General features: G+C 60.9%; 17 protein-coding genes and 5 pseudogenes. 8 read left to right on the forward strand and 14 right to left on the reverse strand.

The genetic code is table 11. The features are described from left to right. Window positions 1-134: 134 nt before the first annotated feature. A pseudogene (locus RS887_RS22235) lies at window positions 135-641 on the forward strand (sulfatase-like hydrolase/transferase); the annotation flags it as partial. 160 nt (window positions 642-801) lie between these two features. Continuing rightward, window positions 802-1011, forward strand: coding sequence for a hypothetical protein (locus RS887_RS22240; RefSeq protein ID WP_008023098.1), 210 nt, complete (start codon window positions 802-804; stop codon window positions 1009-1011). 350 nt (window positions 1012-1361) lie between these two features. On the opposite strand, the gene RS887_RS22245 is transcribed toward RS887_RS22240, so the two are convergent. From RS887_RS22245 to zapE, 3 genes are all read right to left on the reverse strand, one after another. Then, window positions 1362-1853 carry a GNAT family N-acetyltransferase gene (locus RS887_RS22245; protein ID WP_322617052.1) on the reverse strand — a complete coding sequence of 164 codons (492 nt, stop codon included), beginning with the start codon at window positions 1851-1853 and terminating at the stop codon, window positions 1362-1364. Window positions 1854-1971: 118 nt separating this feature from the next. Continuing rightward, window positions 1972-2553, reverse strand: a complete 582-nt coding sequence (locus RS887_RS22250; protein ID WP_322617053.1) for a DinB family protein — start codon at window positions 2551-2553, stop codon at window positions 1972-1974. A 26-nt stretch (window positions 2554-2579) separates the two neighbouring features. Beyond that, a complete protein-coding gene (gene zapE, locus RS887_RS22255; RefSeq protein WP_322617054.1) occupies window positions 2580-3698 on the reverse strand; it encodes a cell division protein ZapE in 1119 nt (372 codons plus the stop codon). Between the two features lie 158 nt (window positions 3699-3856). Between zapE and RS887_RS22260 the strand changes: the two genes are divergently transcribed. Beyond that, complete coding sequence (locus RS887_RS22260) at window positions 3857-4909, forward strand: aldo/keto reductase (protein WP_322617055.1); 1053 nt, start codon at window positions 3857-3859, stop codon at window positions 4907-4909. Between the two features lie 47 nt (window positions 4910-4956). Here the strand turns inward: RS887_RS22260 and RS887_RS22265 are convergent. The 3 genes and pseudogenes from RS887_RS22265 to RS887_RS22275 form a co-directional block, all read right to left on the reverse strand. After that, window positions 4957-5944: pseudogene (locus RS887_RS22265) on the reverse strand (IS110 family transposase). A 251-nt stretch (window positions 5945-6195) separates the two neighbouring features. Beyond that, on the reverse strand, window positions 6196-7155 hold the full coding sequence (speB, locus tag RS887_RS22270; RefSeq protein WP_322617056.1) for an agmatinase: 960 nt from the start codon (window positions 7153-7155) through the stop codon (window positions 6196-6198). Window positions 7156-7176: 21 nt separating this feature from the next. After that, window positions 7177-8268, reverse strand: a complete 1092-nt coding sequence (locus tag RS887_RS22275) for a polyamine ABC transporter substrate-binding protein (RefSeq protein ID WP_111283716.1) — start codon at window positions 8266-8268, stop codon at window positions 7177-7179. Between the two features lie 101 nt (window positions 8269-8369). Between RS887_RS22275 and RS887_RS22280 the strand changes: the two are divergent. The 3 genes and pseudogenes from RS887_RS22280 to RS887_RS22290 all read left to right on the forward strand — a co-directional run bounded on the left by RS887_RS22280 (window position 8370) and on the right by RS887_RS22290 (window position 11688). Next, window positions 8370-9262, forward strand: a pseudogene (locus tag RS887_RS22280) (LysR family transcriptional regulator). A 164-nt stretch (window positions 9263-9426) separates the two neighbouring features. Beyond that, on the forward strand, window positions 9427-10533 hold the full coding sequence (locus RS887_RS22285) for an enoyl-CoA hydratase/isomerase family protein (protein WP_322617057.1): 1107 nt from the start codon (window positions 9427-9429) through the stop codon (window positions 10531-10533). Between the two features lie 3 nt (window positions 10534-10536). After that, window positions 10537-11688 (forward strand): acyl-CoA dehydrogenase family protein, encoded by a 1152-nt coding sequence (locus tag RS887_RS22290; protein WP_322617058.1) that lies wholly within the window; start codon window positions 10537-10539, stop codon window positions 11686-11688. 432 nt (window positions 11689-12120) lie between these two features. On the opposite strand, the gene RS887_RS22295 is transcribed toward RS887_RS22290, so the two are convergent. The 6 genes from RS887_RS22295 to RS887_RS22320 form a co-directional block, all read right to left on the reverse strand. After that, on the reverse strand, window positions 12121-12894 hold the full coding sequence (locus RS887_RS22295; protein ID WP_322617059.1) for an enoyl-CoA hydratase: 774 nt from the start codon (window positions 12892-12894) through the stop codon (window positions 12121-12123). Window positions 12895-12907: 13 nt separating this feature from the next. After that, complete coding sequence (locus RS887_RS22300) at window positions 12908-14035, reverse strand: acyl-CoA dehydrogenase (protein WP_322617060.1); 1128 nt, start codon at window positions 14033-14035, stop codon at window positions 12908-12910. A 141-nt stretch (window positions 14036-14176) separates the two neighbouring features. Further along, the gene (locus tag RS887_RS22305; RefSeq protein WP_322617061.1) at window positions 14177-15370 is read right to left on the reverse strand and encodes an acetyl-CoA C-acyltransferase; all 1194 of its coding nucleotides are present in this window, start codon (window positions 15368-15370) and stop codon (window positions 14177-14179) included. Between the two features lie 12 nt (window positions 15371-15382). Next, window positions 15383-16144: an SDR family NAD(P)-dependent oxidoreductase gene (locus tag RS887_RS22310; RefSeq protein WP_322617062.1), complete on the reverse strand. Its 762-nt coding sequence runs from the start codon at window positions 16142-16144 to the stop codon at window positions 15383-15385. A gap of 16 nt (window positions 16145-16160) precedes the next feature. After that, on the reverse strand, window positions 16161-17825 hold the full coding sequence (locus RS887_RS22315) for an AMP-binding protein (protein WP_322617063.1): 1665 nt from the start codon (window positions 17823-17825) through the stop codon (window positions 16161-16163). A gap of 135 nt (window positions 17826-17960) precedes the next feature. After that, the gene (locus tag RS887_RS22320; protein ID WP_322617064.1) at window positions 17961-18884 is read right to left on the reverse strand and encodes a carbon-nitrogen hydrolase family protein; all 924 of its coding nucleotides are present in this window, start codon (window positions 18882-18884) and stop codon (window positions 17961-17963) included. An 84-nt stretch (window positions 18885-18968) separates the two neighbouring features. Between RS887_RS22320 and RS887_RS22325 the strand changes: the two genes are divergently transcribed. Continuing rightward, window positions 18969-19877: a LysR family transcriptional regulator gene (locus RS887_RS22325; RefSeq protein WP_111283700.1), complete on the forward strand. Its 909-nt coding sequence runs from the start codon at window positions 18969-18971 to the stop codon at window positions 19875-19877. Between the two features lie 9 nt (window positions 19878-19886). Here the strand turns inward: RS887_RS22325 and RS887_RS22330 are convergent, their stop codons facing one another. Further along, window positions 19887-20141 carry a hypothetical protein gene (locus tag RS887_RS22330; protein ID WP_057400121.1) on the reverse strand — a complete coding sequence of 85 codons (255 nt, stop codon included), beginning with the start codon at window positions 20139-20141 and terminating at the stop codon, window positions 19887-19889. A gap of 163 nt (window positions 20142-20304) precedes the next feature. Here RS887_RS22330 and RS887_RS22335 point away from each other — a divergent pair. Further along, window positions 20305-20621, forward strand: a pseudogene (locus tag RS887_RS22335) (DUF883 family protein). Between the two features lie 131 nt (window positions 20622-20752). Here RS887_RS22335 and RS887_RS22340 read toward each other — a convergent pair. Continuing rightward, a pseudogene (locus tag RS887_RS22340) lies at window positions 20753-21791 on the reverse strand (Ldh family oxidoreductase). Window positions 21792-21833 lie beyond the last annotated feature (42 nt).

The raw sequence follows: 21833 nt of genomic DNA on the forward strand, positions 1-21833 counted from the left end.
CTCACGCCCTGCCATCCTCGGCAACTCACAAAATTTTCACAATAATTACTCGTTTAAGGTCGCCCGATTCCGCGCGTCCCTCATTCGTCGTCTGCGATATCCAAATCCCGGCAGAGGTAGTGAACTCTCGGCTGGTACCGACCGGCATTCGCGATGACCAGTTGCCGACATACAACAGCTATGACAATGCCATGCTGTACAACGATTTCGTGGTGTCCAGCCTGATCAAGGACTACGCCAGGACCGATCCGAACGGCTTCCTGCTGTACCTGTCCGACCATGGCGAAGACGTGTTCGACTCTGCAGGTCACAGCACCCTGGGGCGCAACGAGAACAAGCCGACGGCACCGATGTACACCATTCCGATCATGGCCTGGGCTTCGCCGAAATGGCGAGCAACCCATGACTGGGACCTCGCCCCTGATCACTCGCGCCCTTACAGCAGCTCACACCTGATCCACACCCGGGCCGATCTGGCAGGCCCGAGCTTCGACGAGCTCGATCGCAGCAAAAGTGTGGTCAGCGACAGTTTCAAGGCCCGGCCATTGATGATCGGCAACCCCTATGAGCGTGAGCAACGCGCGTTGATCGACTTCAGCCTGATGAAGCCGAAAACGCCACCCGCGGTCGCTCAGCAGTAATCCTTCCAGGGGCCGATTCCGGCCCCTTTTTCATGCTCCCGCGGCAGCCATGAATGCCATTGGTGAAGTTAATTCCCATTTAACCGAATCGGCGGATAATTCCATTTCGACACTGATGCATTGACGAAAGGCATCCGACAACTCAAGTGGGAGGCATACCATGAAACGCACCGCCGTGATCCTCGCCGGCCTGATGGCACTGGGCTCGGCCAGCGCATTTGCCGAGGGGGGCGCCGAACGCATGCGCTATTACTACGAAAGTCTGCGACTGGCCCAGCAACAAGCCCTGGGCCATCCGATCCAAAGCACCGAGCTGCGGGTGCCCGACGATCAAACCGCACAAATGACTGAGACCTACAGACCGAAATGATCCATGGACCTCTGACTGCGGCTCTAGGGGGTGTTCTCAATTAGTTTCCCCACCGCGTTGTCGCCTTAAAGCGGGCCAGGCAAGGCGTAGGCCGCTGGGAATGGTTGTTCCCTTTCCAAGGCCTGCAACGCAGCATGGCCCGCTTTAAGGCACAACCCGAAGGGCCGGGCCTGCTGTTGTGCAGGGCTGCGTTGCTCGAAGCTGATTTGGAATGACCAAACTGCGCTTCTCGCGCCTTGCCCTGCTCAACAGCAGACCCGGCGCGGTGGGGAAACTAATTGAGAACGCCCCCTAGGGTTGGAGAAGACCGTTTGGGCGTCCTGATGGACGCCCTTTTTTTGCCTGTTGAGTCAGAAGCTCTTGGTCCAGAACAGCATGCGTCCATGGGCCGGATCGAACATGCCGGCGGCGAAGCCGGCCTTTTCATAGGAGCCCTGCGCCACGGCATTGCCTTCCAGCACCTCCAGGGTGAGCTTGCAGCAACCACGCTGACGGGCGATGTCCTCGACCTTTTGCAGCATCTTCTGGCTCAAGCCCAACCCGCGAAATTTTTTCACCACCGACACATCGTGCACATTGACCAGCGGCCGGCAGGCAAAGGTCGAGAACCCCTCGAAGCAATTGACCAGCCCGGCCGGCTCGCCCCCGACAAAGGCCAGCACACTGAAGGCGTGGGGACGCCGGGCAAGCTCTGCCGGGAGTTGCGTCAGTACATGAGCTGGCAATGACTGGCCACCCCCCATCGGGTCCTCGGCGTAGTGGTTCAACACCAGACAAATAGCCTCGGCATGCACCGGATTGGTGTAACTGGCCTGAAGCACAAGTATTTCTGCGGAGTCCATTTCCATCCTCGATCACACATGAAGTAGCCCCCAGCATGTATTTCACGCTGAAGTGCCCGCTGACCATAGCGCGAGCACCGTGGTATCGACAATCGCAACCGCGCAATTCTTTTGGCGCTCAAGCGCCCCAGATCAAGGCTTCCGTCCATCCCAGCTCGGCAAAATCCCCGGCCCGCAGGTGCGACTCACCGGCGCAGAAAAACTCGTCGAGTTGCGGTGGCTGGACCGAGGTGCCACTGAGCATGGCGTGAATCTGGCCGCGGTGATGGATCTGGTGTTCAAACAAATGAGACAACAGGCGCAAACGACTGTCGTGTTGCGGGGTGTCGCGGGCGATGGTCACGATTTTGCCAAGGTCGGTGTCGCGCATCTGCTCGCAGTAGGCGATCAGCCGGCGGTCGACGTGGCCCTGTTCGCCAGCCAGGTCCGTCGCCGTGAGGAAGGGCTCGTCTTCCTTGAAAAATACCCGGCAATCGGGATGCGGATCGTCGCCGCGCAGTTCGCGCTCCAGGGCGTCCACATAAAACCAGTCACAGGTAAGGATGTGGTTGAGGGTGGCGCGAATGGTCGGGAAGAAGCTGACCCGCGGCGCAGTCAGTTCCTGCGGGCTCAACTGACGCCAGGCCTTGGCCAGTCGGTGATTGGCCCAGGCGTTCTGATAGGCCATGGTCAGCAAATGGTGCGACAGGGGCTGATTCATGTTCGCTGCTCCCGATCAAATCCCGATCAAACTTCGGCAAACCGTTGCAGTTGCATTTCCTGCAATCGACTGAGGGTGCGGCGGAACGGGAATTCCAGATAACCCTCGGTGTAAAGCGACGCCATTGGCACTTGCGCTTCAAGGTACAGCGGCACCTTGCGGTCATAGCACTCGTCCACCAGGGCAATGAACCGTCGCACACCGTCGTCATGCACCGACAACTGCGGCAGCTCGCGATCCCCCGCTGCCACCCGCTCGACACCGTCCTCGGTGCCGCGGGCAATGCACCCGGCACGTTTTTGCGCGCTGAGGTTGGGTACGTCACCCAACAGAATAGCGCTGTAGGTATCGCACAGGGCGATGAAATCCATGGCGGCGAAAGGTTGCTCGCACAGTGCGGCGTAACGGGTCCAGAGCACGGTCGGGCTGACCTTGACCACCTCGAGGGAGCGGTAACCGACCTTGACCGGTTCGTTCGATACCGGTTGATTCACGGCCAAACCCGAGAACACCTCGGTGAGCGCATCCGGCTGACCAGGCTCGGCCACCCAATAACGTTGTGAAACGGCACCTGGATGCAGGCGATGGTCTTCGCCGCCATCCACTGCAATCACCTGCATGTGTTGCTTGATTGCCGCGATAGCGGGCAGGAAACGGTCGCGATTGAAACCGTCGGCGTACAGCTGGTCCGGTGGCAGATTGGAGGTGCCGACCACCACCACGCCCTGTTCGAACATCACCTGGAACAGGCGCCCGAGAATGATCGCGTCGCCGATGTCATTGACGAACAGCTCGTCGAAACACAACACGCGAACCTCTTCGGCCAATTCACGGGCCAACGCCTTGAGCGGATCGGCGGTGCCGGTCAGTTGAAACGAGCGCTGGTGCACCCAGCCCATGAAGTGGTGAAAGTGCTGGCGCCGCGCCGGTACTCGCAGGCTTTGGTAGAACTGGTCCATCAACCAGGTTTTACCCCGCCCCACCGGCCCCCACAGGTACACACCGGAAATGGGCGAACGGCCTTCGTGCAGCGCTTCGTGGCATTTTTGCAGGGCCCACACGGCATGTTCCTGGGCCTCGTCCTGGACGAAGCCCTTTTGTTCAATGGCGTGCTGCCAGGCGCTTAAGGGGGAATCGATAGTCATGGGCGGCAGTATGCCATTGCGCATCGATATCGCGACCAGTGATCGGCGGTTTTGTACGAAAGGGAAAAGCACCTTGACGATTTAAATTACCATCATCATATTTAATAGATGTCGTTAGACATATATAAACCCTGCCGTCATCCCTCTGGAGTCATCCCATGCATTACAAAGTTTTCGGTCGTAAAACCGGCTTGCGTGTTTCCGAGCTGGCGCTGGGCGCCGGTAATTTCGGTACCGGTTGGGGCCATGGTGCCGAGCGTGACGAAGCCAAGCGCATTTTTGATGGCTACCTGGAAGCCGGTGGCAACTTCATCGATACCGCCAATGGCTATCAGGGCGGGCAATCCGAGGCCATGCTCAGCGAATTCATCGCCACGGAGCGCGATAGCCTGGTCATCGCCACCAAATACACCCTGGGGACTACACCGGCGGCCGGTATTTCCCACACTGGCAACAGCCGCAAGAACATGGTGCGCGCCGTCGAAGAAAGCCTTAAACGGCTGAAGACCGAGCATATCGATCTGTTCTGGGCCCACATGAGCGACGGCATCACGCCCATGGAGGAGATCCTGCGCGGCTTCGACGACCTGGTCAGTGCCGGCAAGATTCATTACGCCGGGCTGTCGAACTTCCCCGCGTGGCGCATCGCCCGCGCCGACCTGCTGGCCGAGGTGCGTGGTTTTGCGCCGATTGCCGCGATCCAGGTCGAGTACAGCCTGGCCGAACGCACGGCTGAGCGTGAACAACTGCCGATGGCCGAAGCCCTGGGCCTGGCCGCGACCTTATGGTCGCCGCTGGGTGGCGGCTTCCTGACCGGCAAGTATCGCAACAGTGAAGGCGACAACCGCGCGAACAAGCTCGGCGTGCTGATTCACGCTGAAAAGAGCGCCCGCGAAACCGCCCTGCTCGACACCTTGATCGATATCGCCGCAACACTCGAAGCCAGTCCGACCCACGTGGCCATTGCCTGGCTGCGGGAAAAGGCCAAGCGTTCGACCACGGCACTGATTCCGATCCTCGGCTCCCGGACCCGTGAACAACTGGATGCCACGTTGGGCGCGCTGAATGTGCAGTTGAGCACCGACCAACTGGCACGACTGGATGGCGTCAGTGATGTGGCCAAAGGCGTGCCACACGAATCCATCAGCGGGTCATTCGCACGCTTCAGTGGGGGGCAGATCCTCGACCTGCCAATCATTCCAGTGGCCTAAAAGCATCGCGGGCAAGTCGGATCGCCGCACCGCCGCTCCCACAGGTCCTATGTAGATCCTGTGGGAGATTCTATGGTTGAGGGGAAGCCCTCAACCGACTTTGGCTGGTATTCGCTTTGCCCCTTGAGCAAGGCGAATACGACCCGAGCAAGTTTGCGAGCCAGTATCACCAGTGCCTGAGTGGTGCTGAACCCTCGAGCTCTTTGTGCCGCGTAAAAATCTTTCCAGGCTGGTGTACGACTGGCCGACATGGCTGCGTTGTGCAGAAGTCGGCGAGCTTCCGGATCACCTCGTTTGGTCAAGCTTCGGCGACCGTCTTTTGTCCTGACTTCGCCACCCGCAAATCCATTCCCAGAAAGGCGATGAAGGCATCTGCGTTTCTGAAATCGCCTCGCTGGAATGCTGCGATCAAGCGGGCTCCGGTCAAAAATCCGATGCCTTCAACTTTCAGACAGCGCTTCAACTGACCGAGCAAACCGGCTTCTTTCAGATAATCCTTAATCGTCTTTTCGACCAGCGCCTCAAGCTGTTGCATGGATTTCACTTGCTCGGCGAAAGCGGTCTTCAACAGCGGTTCATTCGCCCAGCTTTGCACCAGGCCCACTCGTGCCTGAACCAGAGCCGCCCGGCGGCGAAAAAGGCTCAAGAGCTGACGGTACAGCGGTGATGGCGGGGTCCAGGGATGAAGATCGTCACCTTCGTTCTTCAGGTAGCGAGCGAGCAGCCTGGCATCCAGCGCGTCGGTTTTGGCGCGGACATTCACCCTTTGCGGTAATGGCTCAGCTCATAGCCACCCACCATGTAAATCACGCAGCCGGCCTCGTAGGCCAGATCGGCGAACTCCAGGTGATAGATATTGGTCGACTCAATGGCGATGGCCACTGTCCTCGGCAAGTCCTTCAGCCACTGCTTGATGGCTGCCTTGTTGTTGGGAATCGTTTCAAGCAGGTCAAGTTCGGCGTGATAAATCACCAGTTCATTCTTGGCGACATCCACGCCTGCGATCGGCTTTGAGACAGAAACCGGCATTGCCATTAAATTTCCTCCGGGATATGGTTTTGAGCACTTGAAGGGCTCACCCAGAGGCGCAGGCTTGTTCCTATCGTCGGTCTAGCCAGATGCATTCTTTATCGGCGCTTGGGTGAAAGGAGGAGGGGCGAAATCTCCCACGGATCTGTACTGCGTCAACAGTCAGAATCGGGCTTTGTCCCTCCTCCTCCCTTCAAGTCCTACCATACAAGCGGGCTTGCCCGCGATGGCGTCAGTGGGGACACAGAAAATCGTTGTTACCGGTCGACCTTATGTCTTGCCGCATACAGACACAGCATCTCCATCGCCAGCGTCGCCGCCGCCAGTGACGTGATCTCCGCACTGTCATAGGCCGGAGCCACTTCCACAACGTCCATGCCCACCAGATTGATGCCGCGCAGACCGCCGAGAATCTCCAGTGCCTGTACCGTGCTCAAGCCGCCGCATACAGGCGTTCCAGTGCCAGGCGCGAACGCCGGATCAAGGCAGTCAATGTCGAAGGTCAGGTACACCGGGTTGTCGCCGACCCGCGCGCGAATCGCCTCGACAATCGCCTCGCAGCCACGGCGATGCACCTGCCGCGCGTCGAGCACCTGAAAGCCCTGATGATCATCGTTGGTGGTGCGCAAGCCGATTTGTACCGAGCGCGACGGGGCGACCAACCCTTCCCTGGCCGCGTGCCAGAACATGGTGCCGTGGTCGATGCGCTTGCCCTCCTCGTCCGGCCAGGTGTCGCTGTGGGCGTCGAAGTGGATCAGCGACAACGCCCCGTGCTTGCGGGCATGGGCCTTGAGCAGTGGATAGGTAATGAAATGGTCGCCGCCAAACGTCAGCATCGCCGTGCCGGCATTGAGGATGTGCTCGGCGTGGGCCTCAATCATTTCGGGCGTCGACTGCGGCGAGCCGTAATCGAAATCGCAATCGCCGTAGTCGATCACCGCCAGGTGGTCGAACGGGTCAAACGTCCACGGCCAGTGCCGTTCCCAGGCGATCCCGGCAGAGGCGGCGCGAATGCCCCGTGGTCCGAAGCGTGCGCCGGGGCGGTTGCTGGTGGCGGTGTCGAACGGCACGCCGCTGACAGCCACGTCGACTCCACGCAAGTCACGGCTATAGCGCCGACGCATGAAGCTGGTGATACCGGCGTAGGTACTTTCGGCGGCCGTGCCGTAAAGGCTGTCACGGGTAAGGGCTTGGTCGTTCTGCATCGGGACGTCCATTGAAGGCTCCTTGTCTTTTTCTTATTGGCGGCTACGGAAAGTGGTCCACAAGCGGGTGCGCTGACGCATGTCCTTGAGGTTCATGCTGCGGTCGGCATACAGCCGTTCGCGCACCTCGGCCAGCGGGTAGATGTCCGGATCGGTGCGCACCGCTTCATCCACCAGCGGCGTGGCGGCCTGGTTCGCCGTGGCGAAGAACAAGGTGTTGGTCAGTGCCGCAACGGACTCGGGGCGCAACATGAATTCGATAAAAGCGCGAGCGGCTTCGGGGTGCGGCGCGTCCTTGGGAATCGCCAGGTTGTCCTGCCACACGAGGGTGCCTTCCCTGGGAATCCGGTAGGCAACTTCATAGGGCTTGTTGGCCTTGCGCGCCTGGTCGGCGGCCATGCTCGCGTCCCCGTTGTAGGTCAGCGCCAGGCATACGCTGCCATTGGCCAGATCGCTGATCTGCCGCCCGGTGGCGACGTACAGCACGTTCGGCTGTAACTGATGCAGCAACGCCTCAGCGGCTGTCAGATCGCTCTTGTCGGTGCTGTAGGGATCTTTACCCAGGTAATGCAGCGCCAGTCCGATGACCTCCTGGGGCGAGTCGAGAATGGCGATGCCGCAGTCTTTCAACTGGCTTGCGTACTCGGGTTTGAACAGCAGGTCCAGGCTATTGAGTGGCACGCCCGGCAAGCGCTGCTTGACCGCCTCGACGTTCATGCCCAAACCCAGGGTGCCCCAGGTGTATGGCACGCCGTAGCGGTTGCCCGGATCGACAGCGGCGAGTTTTTCCAGCAAGTCCGGATCTAGGTTGGCGTAGCCCTTGAGTCCTTCGTGGGGAATCGGTTTCAACGCCCCGGCCGCAAGCCCCCGGGCCAGCACACTGGAGGACGGCACCACCACGTCATAACCGCTGCCGCCCGTGAGCAACTTGGTCTCCAGCACTTCCGAAGAATCAAAGGTGTCGTAGCGCACATGGATGCCCGTCTCCTGCTCGAACCGCTGCAGGGTTTCGGGGGCGACGTAATCGGCCCAACTGTACAGATTGACCTCCTTGTCCTCGGCCTGGGCCGAAACAGCAACGGCGAGCAACAGCGCGGGTAAACACAGCTTGAACATGGGAGCCATGACGAACACCTGACCAGAGGAAGTGGTTGCAGGATGCGTCGTCGGATACATTGGTAAAATATCAAGTTAATTAACCTGACTTTATGACGGAGTAATGTTTGATGCTCGGCCAACTCCACGATCTGGATCTGCAATTGTTGCGACTGTTTGTCAGCGTGGTGGAATGCGGTGGTTTCAGCGCAGCCCAGGGCGAACTGGGGTTGAGCCAGTCGAGCATCAGCCAGCAAATGGCCAAACTGGAAACCCGCCTTGGCTATCGGCTATGCAGTCGCGGCAAGGGAGGGTTCAGGATCACGCCGAAGGGCGAACAGCTCCTCAGCGCCACCCGTGGATTGTTCGAGTCCATCGAAGCCTTCCGTCATCAATCGAACGGCGTGGCCGGACGCTTGATCGGCGAAGTGCGCCTCGGTCTTTCCGAAGCCCTGGACCAATCGGTGCTGCAACGGGTGGCCGAGGCGATCCGGCGCTTCCGTGAGCGGGACGAGTCAGTGCGCATCGAACTGATCAGCGCCATGCCCGGCGAAATGGAACGCTTGCTGCTGCAACAGCGGCTGGACCTGGCCATCGGCTATTTCTCGCAAGTGCAAAGCGCGTTCGACTACCGCCAGTTGTTCATTGAAACCCAGCATCTGTATTGCGCCCCCGGCCATCCGCTGTTCACCAACCCGGACCCGTGTGATCAGGATCTACAGGCCAGCGACCGGGTCGATCACCCTACCGTTTCCTGCGCAGTGACGAACCCTTCCAGGGCAAGCGGTGTTCGGCGCGCTCGGAACAGGTCGAAGGCACCCTCGCCTTCATTCTTTCCGGCAAGCATGTCGGCTACCTGCCCAATCACTTTGCCCGTAGCTGGGAAGACAAGGGTTTGCTCAGGGCCGTGCGGCGCAACGACATGAGTTTCGATGTCGCGTTTCATCTGGCCCGGCACCGGGCACAGGTAGCCGGCGATGCGCAGAAGGCATTCGAAGAGGATCTGCTCGCGGCGTTTGCCTGAATACGCCGTGGTCTACGCTGCAACAGTGCAGGTCATCAGCATGCAAAAATGCACAGATAACCTGCACTTATCCGGGTTGTACAAGGCAAATTTGCACTGATACGATCCGTCATCGCTCGCGCGCGAGCATCTCGATAAAGAACAATAAAAGCAGGGAGTTAGTGATGACTGCTCAGGTTTCATCGAAGTGGGCGCAGTCCACGGATGCCATGCAAAACGAAGTGCTGGCCGAGGTTCGCAACCACATTGGGCATCTGACCCTCAACCGCCCCGCCGGCCTCAATGCCCTCACCCTGGACATGGTCCGCAATCTGCACCGCCAGCTCGACGCCTGGGCCCAGGATTCGCAAGTCCATGCCGTGGTCTTGCGTGGTGCCGGCGAAAAAGCCTTCTGCGCTGGCGGCGACATACGCTCGCTATATGACAGTTTCAAAAGCGGCGACACACTGCACGAAGATTTCTTCGTCGAGGAATACGCCCTCGACCTCGCGATCCACCACTACCGCAAACCGGTGCTGGCCCTGATGGATGGCTTTGTCCTCGGCGGCGGCATGGGCCTGGTGCAAGGCGCAGACTTGCGTGTGGTCACCGAAAAAAGCCGCCTGGCAATGCCGGAAGTCGGCATCGGCTACTTCCCCGACGTCGGCGGCAGTTACTTCCTGCCGCGCATTCCCGGTGAACTGGGGATTTACCTCGGCGTCAGCGGCGTACAAATCCGCGCATCCGATGCCCTATATTGCGGCCTGGCCGACTGGTACCTGGAAAGCGACAGACTGAGCGACCTGGACCAGAAACTTGACCAGCTCGAATGGCACGACACGCCGCTCAAGGACCTGCAAGGCCTGCTGGCCAAACTCGCCGTGCAGCAACTGCCTGATGCGCCACTGGCAACGTTGCGCCCGGCCATCGACCACTTCTTCGCCCAAGCCGATGTGCCGAGTATTGTGGAACAACTGCGCCAGGTAACGGTTGCCGACAGCCATGCGTGGGCTGTCACCACCGCCGACCTGCTGGAAACCCGCTCGCCGCTGGCCATGGCCGTGACCCTGGAAATGCTCCGTCGCGGACGCGAGCTGCCGCTAGAGCAATGTTTCGCCCTTGAGCTGCATCTGGACCGCCAGTGGTTCGAACGCGGCGACCTGATCGAAGGCGTGCGCGCCTTGCTGATCGACAAAGACAAGACACCACGCTGGAACCCGCCCACCCTCCAGGCGCTGGACGCCGAACACGTGGCGAGCTTCTTCAGCGGGTTTGACCGGAGCGAGAGCTGAGCCATGCACGATATCGAATTGAGCGAAGAGCAAGTCATGATCCGCGACATGGCCCGGGATTTTGCCCGTGGCGAAATCGCGCCCCATGCCCAGGCCTGGGAAAAGGCCGGCTGGATCGATGACGGTCTGGTGGCGAAGATGGGCGAACTGGGCTTGTTGGGCATGGTGGTCCCCGAGGAATGGGGCGGCACCTATGTCGACTACGTGGCCTACGCGCTGGCGGTAGAAGAGATTTCCGCCGGCGACGGTGCGACCGGCGCCTTCATGAGCATCCACAACTCCGTGGGCTGCGGGCCGGTACTCAACTACGGCAGCGAAGAACAGAAACAGACCTGGCTGGCGGATCTGGCCAGCGGCCAGGTCATCGGCTGCTTCTGCCTGACCGAACCCCAGGCCGGTTCCGAGGCGCACAACCTGCGCACCCGCGCCGAACTGCGCGACGGCCAGTGGGTAATCAACGGCGCCAAGCAGTTCGTCAGCAACGGCAAGCGGGCCAAGCTGGCGATTGTGTTTGCCGTGACCGATCCGGACCTGGGCAAACGTGGCATCTCGGCGTTCCTGGTACCGACCGACACCGCCGGCTTTATCGTTGATCGCACCGAACACAAGATGGGCATCCGCGCTTCCGATACCTGCGCCGTGACCCTCGACAATTGCACCATCCCCGAGGCCAATCTGCTGGGTGAGCGCGGCAAGGGTCTGGCCATCGCCCTGTCCAACCTCGAAGGCGGACGAATCGGCATCGCCGCCCAGGCGCTGGGCATCGCCCGCGCTGCGTTTGAAGCGGCACTGGCCTATTCCCGTGATCGTGTGCAGTTTGGCAAAACGATCAATGAACACCAGAGCATCGCCAACCTGCTGGCCGACATGCACATGCAACTGAACGCCGCACGGTTGATGATCCTGCACGCCGCACGCCTGCGCACGGCCGGCAAACCCTGTCTGTCGGAGGCCTCACAAGCCAAGCTGTTTGCGTCGGAAATGGCGGAAAAGGTCTGTTCGTCCGCCATTCAGATTCATGGCGGCTATGGTTACCTGGAAGACTATCCGGTGGAAAAATACTACCGGGATGCGCGGATCACGCAGATCTACGAAGGCTCGAGCGAGATACAGCGGATGGTGATTGCCCGCGAGCTGAAAAACTATCTGGTGTGATGCCCTGTAGGAGCGAGCTCGCTCGCGATGGTGGTCAACGATGACGCGGGGCACCTGAATCAACCCGGTGCCCTTGGTTTTTTCGCGAGCAGGCTCGCTCCTACATTGGATCTCGGTGCTTATAAGATCCCTTGTAGGAGCGAGCTCGCTCGCGATGGTGGTCAACGATAACGCGGGGCTCCTGAATCAACCCGGTGCCCTTGGTTTTTTCGCGAGCAGGCTCGCTCCTACATTGGATCTCGGTGCTTATAAGATCCCTTGTAGGAGCGAGCTCGCTCGCGATGGTGGCCAACGATGACGCGGGGTGCCTGAATCAACCCGGTGCCCTTGGGTTTTTCGCGAGCAGGCTCGCTCCCACAGAGGATCCCTGGAGTACTTGAGACCCTATGTGGGAGCGAGCCTGCTCGCGATGACGTCAGCGAAAACGCCGCATCACTTCCCGACGAACTCCGCCTCACGCTTGGCAATGAACGCCGCCATCCCTTCCTTCTGATCCTGCGTCGCAAATGCCGCATGGAACACCCGACGCTCAAAGCGCACGCCTTCGGCCAGGCTCACTTCAAAGGCACGGTTGACGCTTTCCTTGACCATCATCGCAATCGGCAGCGACTTTTTAGCGATCAACGCGGCGACTTTCAGCGCTTCATCCAGCAGCTCATCGCTCGGCACGATACGCGCCACGATGCCGCAGCGCTCCGCTTCCACGGCATCGATCAAGCGGCCGCTCAGGCACATTTCCATGGCCTTGGCCTTGCCCACGGCGCGAGTCAGGCGCTGGGTGCCGCCCATGCCCGGCAACACGCCGAGGTTGATTTCCGGTTGGCCGAATTTGGCGTTGTCGCCGGCCAGAATGAAGTCACACATCAACGCCAGCTCACAGCCGCCGCCCAGGGCGAAACCGTTGACCGCCGCGATGATCGGCTTGCGGCGGTTGGCCACGCGATCGCTGTCGCTGAACAGGTCGTCGATATAGATCTGCGGATAGGTCAGCTCAGCCATTTCCTTGATGTCGGCACCGGCGGCGAAGGCTTTTTTCGAACCGGTCAGCACGATGCAGCCAATGTTCGAGTCAGCTTCGAAGCCGTCGAGGGCCTGGTTCAGTTCACTGACGATCTGTGCGTTCAACGCATTCAGCGCTTGTGGGCGGTTGAGGGTGATCAGGCCAACGCGGCCATGGGTTTCCAGCAAAATCGTTTCGTAACTCACAGGGAACTCCTTCTTATAGATTGCGTGAAATGACCATGCGCTGAATATCGCTGGTGCCTTCGTAGATCTGGCAGACCCGCACGTCGCGGTAGATGCGCTCCAGCGGGAAGTCGTTGAGGTAACCGTAACCGCCAAGGGTTTGCAGCGCCGAGGAGCATACCTTCTCGGCCATTTCCGAGGCGAACAACTTGGCCATCGACGCTTCAACCAGCGCCGGCTTGCCGCTGTCGCGCAGGGCGGCGGCGTAGTGCACCATTTGCCGCGCCACAGCGATCTGGGTCGCCATGTCCGCCAGGCGGAATGCCACAGCCTGATGCTCGATGATCGGCTTGCCGAAGCTCTCGCGTTCACGGGCGTAGTCACGGGCCGCTTCGAATGCGGCGCGGGCCATGCCCACCGATTGCGAAGCGATCCCGACGCGGCCGCCTTCAAGGTTGGCCAGGGCAATCCTGTAGCCTTCGCCCTCCTCGCCCAAACGATTGGCCACCGGTACCTTCACGTCTTCGAAAAGGATCTGGCAGGTGTCGGACGCATGCTGACCGAGCTTGTCTTCGACCCGCGCAACGGTGTAGCCCGGCGAATCGGTCGGCACGATAAAGGCGCTGATGCCGCGTTTGCCAGCGCCCGGATCGGTCACTGCAAACACGATCACCACCCCGGCATTGCGCCCGGAGGTGATGAACTGCTTGCAGCCGTTGAGCACGTAATGATCGCCCTGCAGTTGCGCACGGGTTTTCAGGCCGCTGGCGTCGGAACCGGCCTGGGGTTCAGTCAGGGCGAAAGCGCCGAGCATCGCGCCGCTGGCCAGCGGTTTGAGGAAGCGCTCTTTCTGCTCATCGGTGCCGTAGTTGAGGATCGGCACACAACCCACGGAGTTGTGCACACTCATGATGGTCGAACAGGCGCCATCGCCGGCGGCGATTTCTTCCAGCGCCATGGCGTAGGCCAGGTAACCGGTGTCGCATCCGCCCCACTGCTCCGGCACCAGCATGCCGAAGAAGCCCAGCCCGGCCATCTCGCCGATGGCTTCCTTGGGAAAGCGATGCTCACGGTCCCACTCGGCCGCGAAGGGTTTCAGCCGTTCCTGGGCAAAGTCCCGGTCCATGTCGCGGATCTGTTGTTGGTCGTCATTGGGGATCATGGTGAATCCTTGAATCTGGTTACGACGCAGAACCCTGTGGGAGCGGGCTTGCCCGCGAAAGCGGTGTGTCATCCGACGATGATGTCGACTGACACGCCCTCTTCGCGAGCAAGCCCGCTCCCACATGGGATAGCGTCAGTTTCAGTAGAGGCATTCCACGGCCATGGCCGTCGCTTCACCGCCGCCGATGCAGATCGCCGCGACGCCGCGTTTAAGGCCTTTCTGGCGCAGGGCCGAGAGCAGGGTCACGAGAATCCGCGCACCGGATGCCCCGATCGGGTGACCGAGGGCGCAAGCACCGCCGTGCACGTTGAGTTTCTCGTGGGGAATTTCCAGATGAGTCATCGCGGCCATGCCGACCACGGCAAAGGCTTCGTTGACTTCCACCAGATCGACGTCATTGAGCGACCAACCGGTTTTCTTCATCAACTTCTTGATGGCGCCAATCGGTGCCACCGGGAACAGGCCCGGGGTGTCGGCGAACGCGGCGTGGCCATGAATCACCGCCAAGGGTTTCAGGCCTTGTTTCTGTGCCTGCGACTGGCGCATCAGCACCAACGCGGCAGCACCATCGGAGATCGAACTGGAGTTGGCCGCCGTCACCGTACCGCCTTCGCGGAACGCCGGTTTCAACGAGGCGATCTTGTCCAGTTTGGCTTTGGGTGGCTGCTCGTCATTGCTGATCACAACCTGCTCTTTGCCGACCGTCACGGTAAGCGGCACGATTTCGTCCCTGAAGCTGCCGTCCTTGATCGCCTGTTGCGCGCGAGTGGTCGAGGCGATGGCAAACGCGTCCTGGGCTTCACGGCTGAAGCTGTTGGTTTCGGCGCAGTCTTCGGCGAAGGTGCCCATCAGGCGGCCCTTGTCGTAGGCGTCTTCGAGGCCGTCCAGGAACATCGAGTCCTGCACCCGGCCATGGCCCATGCGATAGCCGGCACGGGCGCGGTCCAGCAGGTAAGGCGCGTTGGACATGCTTTCCATGCCGCCCGCGACCACCACGTCGGCACTGCCGGCCACCAGCATGTCGTGGGCCAGAATCGCCGCTTCCATACCGGAACCGCACATCTTGTTCAGGGTGGTACAGCGGGTCGATTTATCCAGCCCGGCACCCAGCGCCGCCTGACGCGCCGGGGCCTGGCCAAGGCCTGCCGGCAGTACGCAGCCGAACAGCACTTCGTCGACGCTATCACTGGCAACACCGGCACGTTCAACGGCGGCCTTGATGGCGGCAGCGCCGAGTTGCGGCGCAGTCAGGCTTTTCAGTTCGCCCTGAAAACCACCCATCGGGGTGCGGACGGCGCTGACGATTACAATCGGATCGTTGGACATTGTCATGAAAAATCCTCCTTATTTGGCAGCCATGCGCAAGGCACCGTCAAGACGGATCACCTCGCCATTGAGCATGCTGTTTTCAATGATATGCCGGACCAGCGCGGCGTACTCGCCCGGTTTGCCCAAGCGCGGCGGAAATGGCACGCCAGCGGCCAGGGAGTCGCGCACTTCCTGGGTCATGCCAGCCATCATCGGCGTCTCGAAGATGCCGGGGGCGATCGTCATGACACGGATGCCGAAACGCGCCAGTTCGCGGGCAGCGGGTAAGGTCAGGCTGACAATCGCGCCTTTGGACGCCGAGTAAGCCGCCTGGCCGATCTGACCGTCGTAAGCCGCGGCAGACGCGGTATTGATGATCACGCCGCGCTCGCCATCGGCATCCGCTTCGGTTTCTGCAATCGCCGCTGCCGCAAGGCGCAGCATGTTGAAGCTGCCGATCAGGTTGACGTTGATCACCTGGCTGAAGCTCGCCAGCGCATGTGGGCCATTCTTGCCGAGAATCTTCTCGCCACGCACGATGCCCGCGCAATTGACCAGGCCATTGAGGCCGCCAAAGGCCTTGACCGTCGCCTGCACGGCGGCTTCGGCTGCCGCTTCGTCGCTGATATCCGCCACCACGCTGTGCGCGCCAAGGCGCTGGGCCTGGGCTGCAACGGCTTCGGCGTTCATGTCCACCAGCATCACTTTCGCGCCAGCGCCAACCAGCACCTCGGCAGTGGCTGCACCGAGGCCGGAAGCGCCACCGGTGACGATAAATATCTTGTTCTCGATCTGCATCATTGTTTCCCTGGATTCAAGCTGGAACGTTCTTCGCCGCGGCCTCTTGAGCCTTGGCGATTTCCTGGTTGCGCAAGATAAAGCGCTGCAATTTGCCGCTTGGGGTTTTCGGCAACTCGCTGACAAATTCGATTTCGCGGGGATAGGAATGCGCCGCCAGACGCTTGCGCACGTGTTGCCGCAGTTCTTCGGCCAATGCAGGTTCCGCGCGGTATTGCGGGTTGAGCACGACGAAGGCCTTGACCAGTTCGGTGCGCTCCGGATCGGGTTTGCCGACCACGGCGGCCTCGACCACGGCCGGGTGTTCGATCAGTGCGCTTTCCACGTCGAACGGACCGACCCGGTAGCCGGAGGTGGTGATCACGTCATCGCTGCGACCGACAAAACTGATGCTGCCGTCCGGGTTCCACTCGACGGTGTCGCCACTCAGGTAATAGTTGCCGACGAAGGCCTCGGTCGGCCCGCCTTCGTAGCCGGCGAACCAGCACATCGGCGACTGGCTGCGGTCGATCGCCAGAATGCCCGGCTGGCCAACGCCCAGTTCCTTGTATTGGTCATCCAGGACCACAATGCGGTGGCCCGGCGAGGCAAAACCGGCGGCGCCCATGTGAATCGGATGTTCAAGGCCGTGGTGGTTGCACAGCACCATGCCCAGTTCGGTCTGGCCGTAATGGTCGTGGATCACCACGTCGAGGTTGTCGGCGAACCAGCGGATCACTTCCGGGTTCAGCGGTTCGCCAGCGCTGCTGACGATGCGCAGCTTGCCCTTGATCGACTTGGCGAATTCTTCGCCACCGGCAATCAGCAATCGGTAGGCCGTCGGCGAACCGGTGAGGTTGGTAATCCCGTACTTGTTGATCACCCGGCAGGTGCTTTCGAGGGTGAACGGGCCATCGTAAAAGGTGATCGGATGCCCCATGGACATCGGCCCCGTGACACCGAAATAGATGCCGTAGGCCCAACCCGGGTCAGCGACGTTCCAGAAGGCGTCTTCCGGGCGCAGATCCACCGCATCGCGGGTGTAGCTCTGGAACGCAACGATGGCCTTGAGCGGCACCGACAGGGCTTTCGACGGGCCGGTGGTGCCCGAGGTGAACATCAGCAGGAACGGATCTTCCCCGGTCAGCAGCACCGGTTCACAGTCGGCAGAATAGTTGGCCAGTTCGGCCCAGAAACTGAAATCGCCGCGAACCAGGCCCTGTCCTTTGGGGCCGGTGACGGTCACCGTGGTCGGGCAATCGGCAACTTCGGCCAGTTTCGGCCGGTTCACCGCATCGGTGACCACCACTTTGGCGCCAGAGCAGCTCAGGCGGTGCTCGATGGCTTTGGGGCCGAATGCGGTAAACAGCGGTTGATACACCGCGCCGATGCGCCAGGTGGCGAACACGGTGATCAACAGTTCGATATTGCGTGGCAACAGGCCGGCCACCTTGTCGCCCTTCTTCACGCCTTGGGCCAGCAGGTAATTGGCGAAACGCGCGGCCTTGTCCTGCAGTTCGGTGAAGGTATAGGTAGCACTGGTGCCGTCGCGCCCTTCCCAGAACAGCGCGATGCGGCCCGGCAAGGCATGCCGGTCACAGCATTCGACACAGGCGTTGAGGGCTGTCAGGTCGCCTGCGAGTGCGGCGTCGACGGTGTGCTGATAATTGAACCGAGAAGTAGCAGACAAGTAATCGCGCATTGCCAGAATCCCTCTGTGTTTTTATTGGGTTGGGGGAACCGTAATCAACAGGGAAATACTCGCTCTGCGCGGGGTGTCGGGCAATGGTCAAAGTTATCAAGTTGTCTGACTGCTTTGGCCAAAGCCCGCTGGGTATCAAGCGATGAAGCGCACCCCCGGTCTGGCGCGCTCGTCCACGGTCAGCTCGAACACATCCGGCCGCGCGTAGTGGCCGACCACGTCATAGTCGTAGCGGGCGCGTACCAGGTCGTCCGTGTCGATTGGCGCGGTGAGCAGACCGGCGCTGTCACGCAAAGGCCCGGCGAGGATGTCGCCCATGGGACCTACGATCACGCTGCCGCCGGCAATCAGTGGCCGATCCGCCGGCCAGTTGGCGATGTCCAGGCCCAGGGTCCGGGGCGAGGCCTGGACCTGACAGGCACTGACCACGAAACAACGACCCTCATGGGCGATATGGCGCATGCTGACCTGCCACATCTCCCGTTCGTCCACGGTCGGCGCGCACCACACCTCCACGCCCTTGGCATACATCGCCGTGCGCAGCAGCGGCATCATGTTTTCCCAGCACACCGCCGCACCGACGCGCCCGACCTGGCTGTCGATCACCGGCAGCGTCGAACCATCGCCCTTGCCCCAGATCAGCCGTTCGGTGCCGGTGGGCATCAGTTTGCGGTGTTTGGCCACCAGACCGGCCTGCGGATCAAAATACAGCGCAGTGCAGTACAAAGTGCTGCCTGCACGCTCGATCACGCCGATCACCAGATTGGCCCCGGTGCGTGCGGACAGTGCCGCCAGTGCCTCGGTTTCCGCGCCGGGTACGTCGATGGCATTGGCAAAATAGCGGGCAAAGGCTTCGCGACCTTCCGGCAGGCGATAACCAAGCTGCGTACCAAAGCCCTCGCCTTTGGGATAACCACCCAACAGCGCTTCCGGCATCACCACCAACCCGGCGCCGGCTTCGATGATCGCGTTTTCATAAGACAGGATCTGTTCCAGGGTTTCAGCCTTGCCACCGGGCAATGCGCCGATCTGCAGGGCAGCAACGATTGATTTGGGCATCGCACACACTCCATTCGCATCAGGTGTTGCTCATTCTCCGGCGTCACGCAATCATCAATAAAGACCGATTCACTGCTGAATGATATGAGCCAAATGAATATCACCGACATCGACCTCAACCTGCTCAAAGTCTTCGAAGCACTGCACGAGGAGTCCAGCGCCAGCCGCGCCGCCTTGCGCCTGGGTGTGACGCAATCGGCGGTCAGCGCAGCCCTGCGTCGGTTGCGCGAGGTGTATGGCGATCAACTGTTCGTGCGCACCGGACGAGGCCTGGCCCCCTCGCTCAAGGCCAATCAGCTCAAACCGGTGGTCAGCGATGCCCTGAACAAATGCCGGCAGAGCCTGGCGATGGTCGATCCGGCCGCACAGCAGTACGACGGTCGTTCGGTCACCGTGGGCATGTCGGATGATTTCGAAATTGCCTACGGCCGGCGGCTGATTGAAGAAATCGCCCGTACCGCGCCGAAACTGCGGCTGATTTTCCGCCAGACCCATAGCCAGATCGTCGCCCATGCATTGATGGAACGCAGCATCGACCTGGCGATTACCGCGGGCGGGTTTGCCGAGCGGCTGCTCAGCCGTCAGGTACTGGGAGAAGGCGGATACCTGTGTCTGGCGGACCCATCGAGCCTGGGCGCGGGCCAGCAGAGCATCAGTCTTGAAGAGTTTGTCGCCCGTGAACACATTCTGGTGTCGTCCGGCGGTTTTATCGGGATTACCGATGAAGGATTGGCGGCGCTGGGGCTGAGTCGGCGGGTGTGCGCCTCGACCACGCACTTTGCCGCGTTGCCGCATTTGCTCAAGGGCAGCCAGGCCGTTGCGACCATTCCGGCCCATGCGGCGCAAAGCATCGCAACGCTCAGCGGACTGGCGTTGCTACCCTGCCCCTTGGCGTTGCCGCGTTACCCGATCGAGCTGGGCTGGCGCACCAGCACCCAGCTCGATCCAGTGGTGTTGAAAGTGCGTGAAGCGATTGTCGCGAGTTTCGCGTGACAGCCGATGTTACTTGTTGGCGGCCATCAGGCGATTGACTTCACTGCGCACCATGTTGGCGAATTCCGGGGGCGACATGCCGTCCAGCTCGGCGCGCACCCATTCCGCCCACTTGCCTTTGCGCTTGGCCCGTTCACCGAACAACCGTGCGGCCTCGCCCTTGGCTTTGCCCAGGTTGTTTTGCCAGAGTTCGAACAGACGGGATTTCTCGTCTTCAAGCGCAGCGCGCTCGGCGAGGGGTTTGTCGGCCAGATTGAAGCTCATGGGAATTTCCTGCTGCGTAAAATAGGCGACATCTTACACTGTAGGACGAAATGTCCTGCGCCGGTTTTTCAGCAGGATGACCTCTCCGGGCAAAATAGCTGCAACTTTTCCGACAACGGCAGACTCCATTGCTCACTGTCCACTTACCTGCAAGGGTACTTCAATGGTCCGCAAAACCGCCGCGCAAGCCACCGAAGATCAAATCAAGGATCTAGCGTTCAGCGAACTTCAATCGCTGATCGAGGAGTCGGAAAACTGCTGAAACGTAGCGCCTCACTGGTCGGGGAAGAAGCAGAGACCCTTCGCGGACAAATCGCGCTGAAACTCCAGCAAGCCAGGGACTCGGTAACCCGCGTACGCGACCGGACCCTGCCTGCGGTCGAGGCTACTGAAACCTATATCGGCGGGCATCCATGGCAAACCGTGGCGATTTCTGCCGGGTTCGGCCTGGTGGTGGGGTTGTTGCTGGGACGTCGGTAAATATTTCAGATCTAACACCCCAACCTGTGGGGCAGCTTGCTCGCGATGGCGGCAATCCAGTCAACATCTGAGTTGAACAGGCTGACGTCATCGCGAGCAAGCTCGCTCCATGGTTGCGGCTATCTCAAAAATCAGTCCCCGGCCAGCTCCCGCAGGTTCGCCAGCGTCCGGGCATCCAGCTCGATGCCGTTGACCTGCGACCTGGCGCGCTGCTGATGACGTCGGTCACCCGGCAAGCGCTTCAAGCCGACACCGTGCATTTGACGCACCAATTCCTGGCTGCGCTCGGCAAAACTCTGTCCCGCCGCTTTGCTCGGATCGATCACGATCAGCAATTGGCCGGTCCAGGGTGTCTTGGCGCCGGGGTGGTTCTTCCAGTCGAATTCGAAGGAAAAATTCCCCCCGGTCAGCGCCGCCGCGAGCAACTCGACCATCATCGACAACGCCGAGCCCTTGTGCCCGCCAAAAGGCAGCAACGCGCCGCCCTCAAGAATCGCTTTCGGGTCTGTGGTCGGCTGGCCGAGGCTGTCGACGCCCATCCCTGCCGGCAAGCGTTCACCCTCGCGTGCGGCAATTTGCACATCACCATGGGCAATGGCACTGGTGGCAAGGTCGAGACAATCGGTTCGCCGTCGGCCCGCGGGCGGCAAAGGCAATCGGGTTGGTGCCGAACAGCGGCCGGTCGGCACCGTGGGGCACGACACAGGTCATGCTGTTGACCACACTCAAGGCCACCAGGCCTTCATAGGCAAAAGGTTCGACATCCGGCCACAGCGCAGCGAAATGGTGTGAGTTACGAATCGCCAGTACCGCGATTCCGGCGCTCCGCGCTTTCTCCACCAACAGCTCGCGTGCGGCGGCCAGGGCCGGTTGCGCAAAACCGTTGGCGGCATCGACCCGCACAAAACCCGAAGCCACATCTTCGACGATCGGAACGGCCTGGCCGTTGACCCAACCACTTTGCAGTGTGGACACATAACCCGGCATCCGGAACACGCCGTGACTGTGCGCGCCGTCGCGCTCGGCGCCCGCGCAGTTTTGCGCCAGCACCCTGGCGACATCGGCCGAGGTGCCGTGACGCAAGAAAATCTTCTCTAGCAAAGCGCTCAACGCTTCAAGGGACAAGTGTTGCGAGACCGCAGTGGAGGCATGATCGTGTGGCGCAGACATCTGAAGCTCCAGACTAATTATTGGAGGGGGCAACAGCGTACG

The organism is Pseudomonas sp. BIC9C (genome assembly GCF_034541995.1).
Taxonomy (GTDB): domain Bacteria; phylum Pseudomonadota; class Gammaproteobacteria; order Pseudomonadales; family Pseudomonadaceae; genus Aquipseudomonas; species Aquipseudomonas fluorescens_CC.

Excerpts from the sequence above, each read along its gene's own strand:
- RS887_RS22240 (WP_008023098.1), top strand. The coding sequence starts at position 802 with ATGAAACGCACCGCCGTGATCCTCGCCGGCCTGATGGCACTGGGCTCG.
- RS887_RS22245 (WP_322617052.1), bottom strand. The coding sequence starts at position 1,853 with ATGGACTCCGCAGAAATACTTGTGCTTCAGGCCAGTTACACCAATCCG.
- RS887_RS22250 (WP_322617053.1), bottom strand. The coding sequence starts at position 2,553 with ATGAATCAGCCCCTGTCGCACCATTTGCTGACCATGGCCTATCAGAAC.
- zapE (WP_322617054.1), bottom strand. The coding sequence starts at position 3,698 with ATGACTATCGATTCCCCCTTAAGCGCCTGGCAGCACGCCATTGAACAA.
- RS887_RS22260 (WP_322617055.1), top strand. The coding sequence starts at position 3,857 with ATGCATTACAAAGTTTTCGGTCGTAAAACCGGCTTGCGTGTTTCCGAG.
- speB (WP_322617056.1), bottom strand. The coding sequence starts at position 7,155 with ATGGACGTCCCGATGCAGAACGACCAAGCCCTTACCCGTGACAGCCTT.
- RS887_RS22275 (WP_111283716.1), bottom strand. The coding sequence starts at position 8,268 with ATGGCTCCCATGTTCAAGCTGTGTTTACCCGCGCTGTTGCTCGCCGTT.
- RS887_RS22285 (WP_322617057.1), top strand. The coding sequence starts at position 9,427 with ATGACTGCTCAGGTTTCATCGAAGTGGGCGCAGTCCACGGATGCCATG.
- RS887_RS22290 (WP_322617058.1), top strand. The coding sequence starts at position 10,537 with ATGCACGATATCGAATTGAGCGAAGAGCAAGTCATGATCCGCGACATG.
- RS887_RS22300 (WP_322617060.1), bottom strand. The coding sequence starts at position 14,035 with ATGATCCCCAATGACGACCAACAACAGATCCGCGACATGGACCGGGAC.
- RS887_RS22305 (WP_322617061.1), bottom strand. The coding sequence starts at position 15,370 with ATGACAATGTCCAACGATCCGATTGTAATCGTCAGCGCCGTCCGCACC.
- RS887_RS22310 (WP_322617062.1), bottom strand. The coding sequence starts at position 16,144 with ATGCAGATCGAGAACAAGATATTTATCGTCACCGGTGGCGCTTCCGGC.
- RS887_RS22315 (WP_322617063.1), bottom strand. The coding sequence starts at position 17,825 with ATGCGCGATTACTTGTCTGCTACTTCTCGGTTCAATTATCAGCACACC.
- RS887_RS22320 (WP_322617064.1), bottom strand. The coding sequence starts at position 18,884 with ATGCCCAAATCAATCGTTGCTGCCCTGCAGATCGGCGCATTGCCCGGT.
- RS887_RS22325 (WP_111283700.1), top strand. The coding sequence starts at position 18,969 with ATGAGCCAAATGAATATCACCGACATCGACCTCAACCTGCTCAAAGTC.
- RS887_RS22330 (WP_057400121.1), bottom strand. The coding sequence starts at position 20,141 with ATGAGCTTCAATCTGGCCGACAAACCCCTCGCCGAGCGCGCTGCGCTT.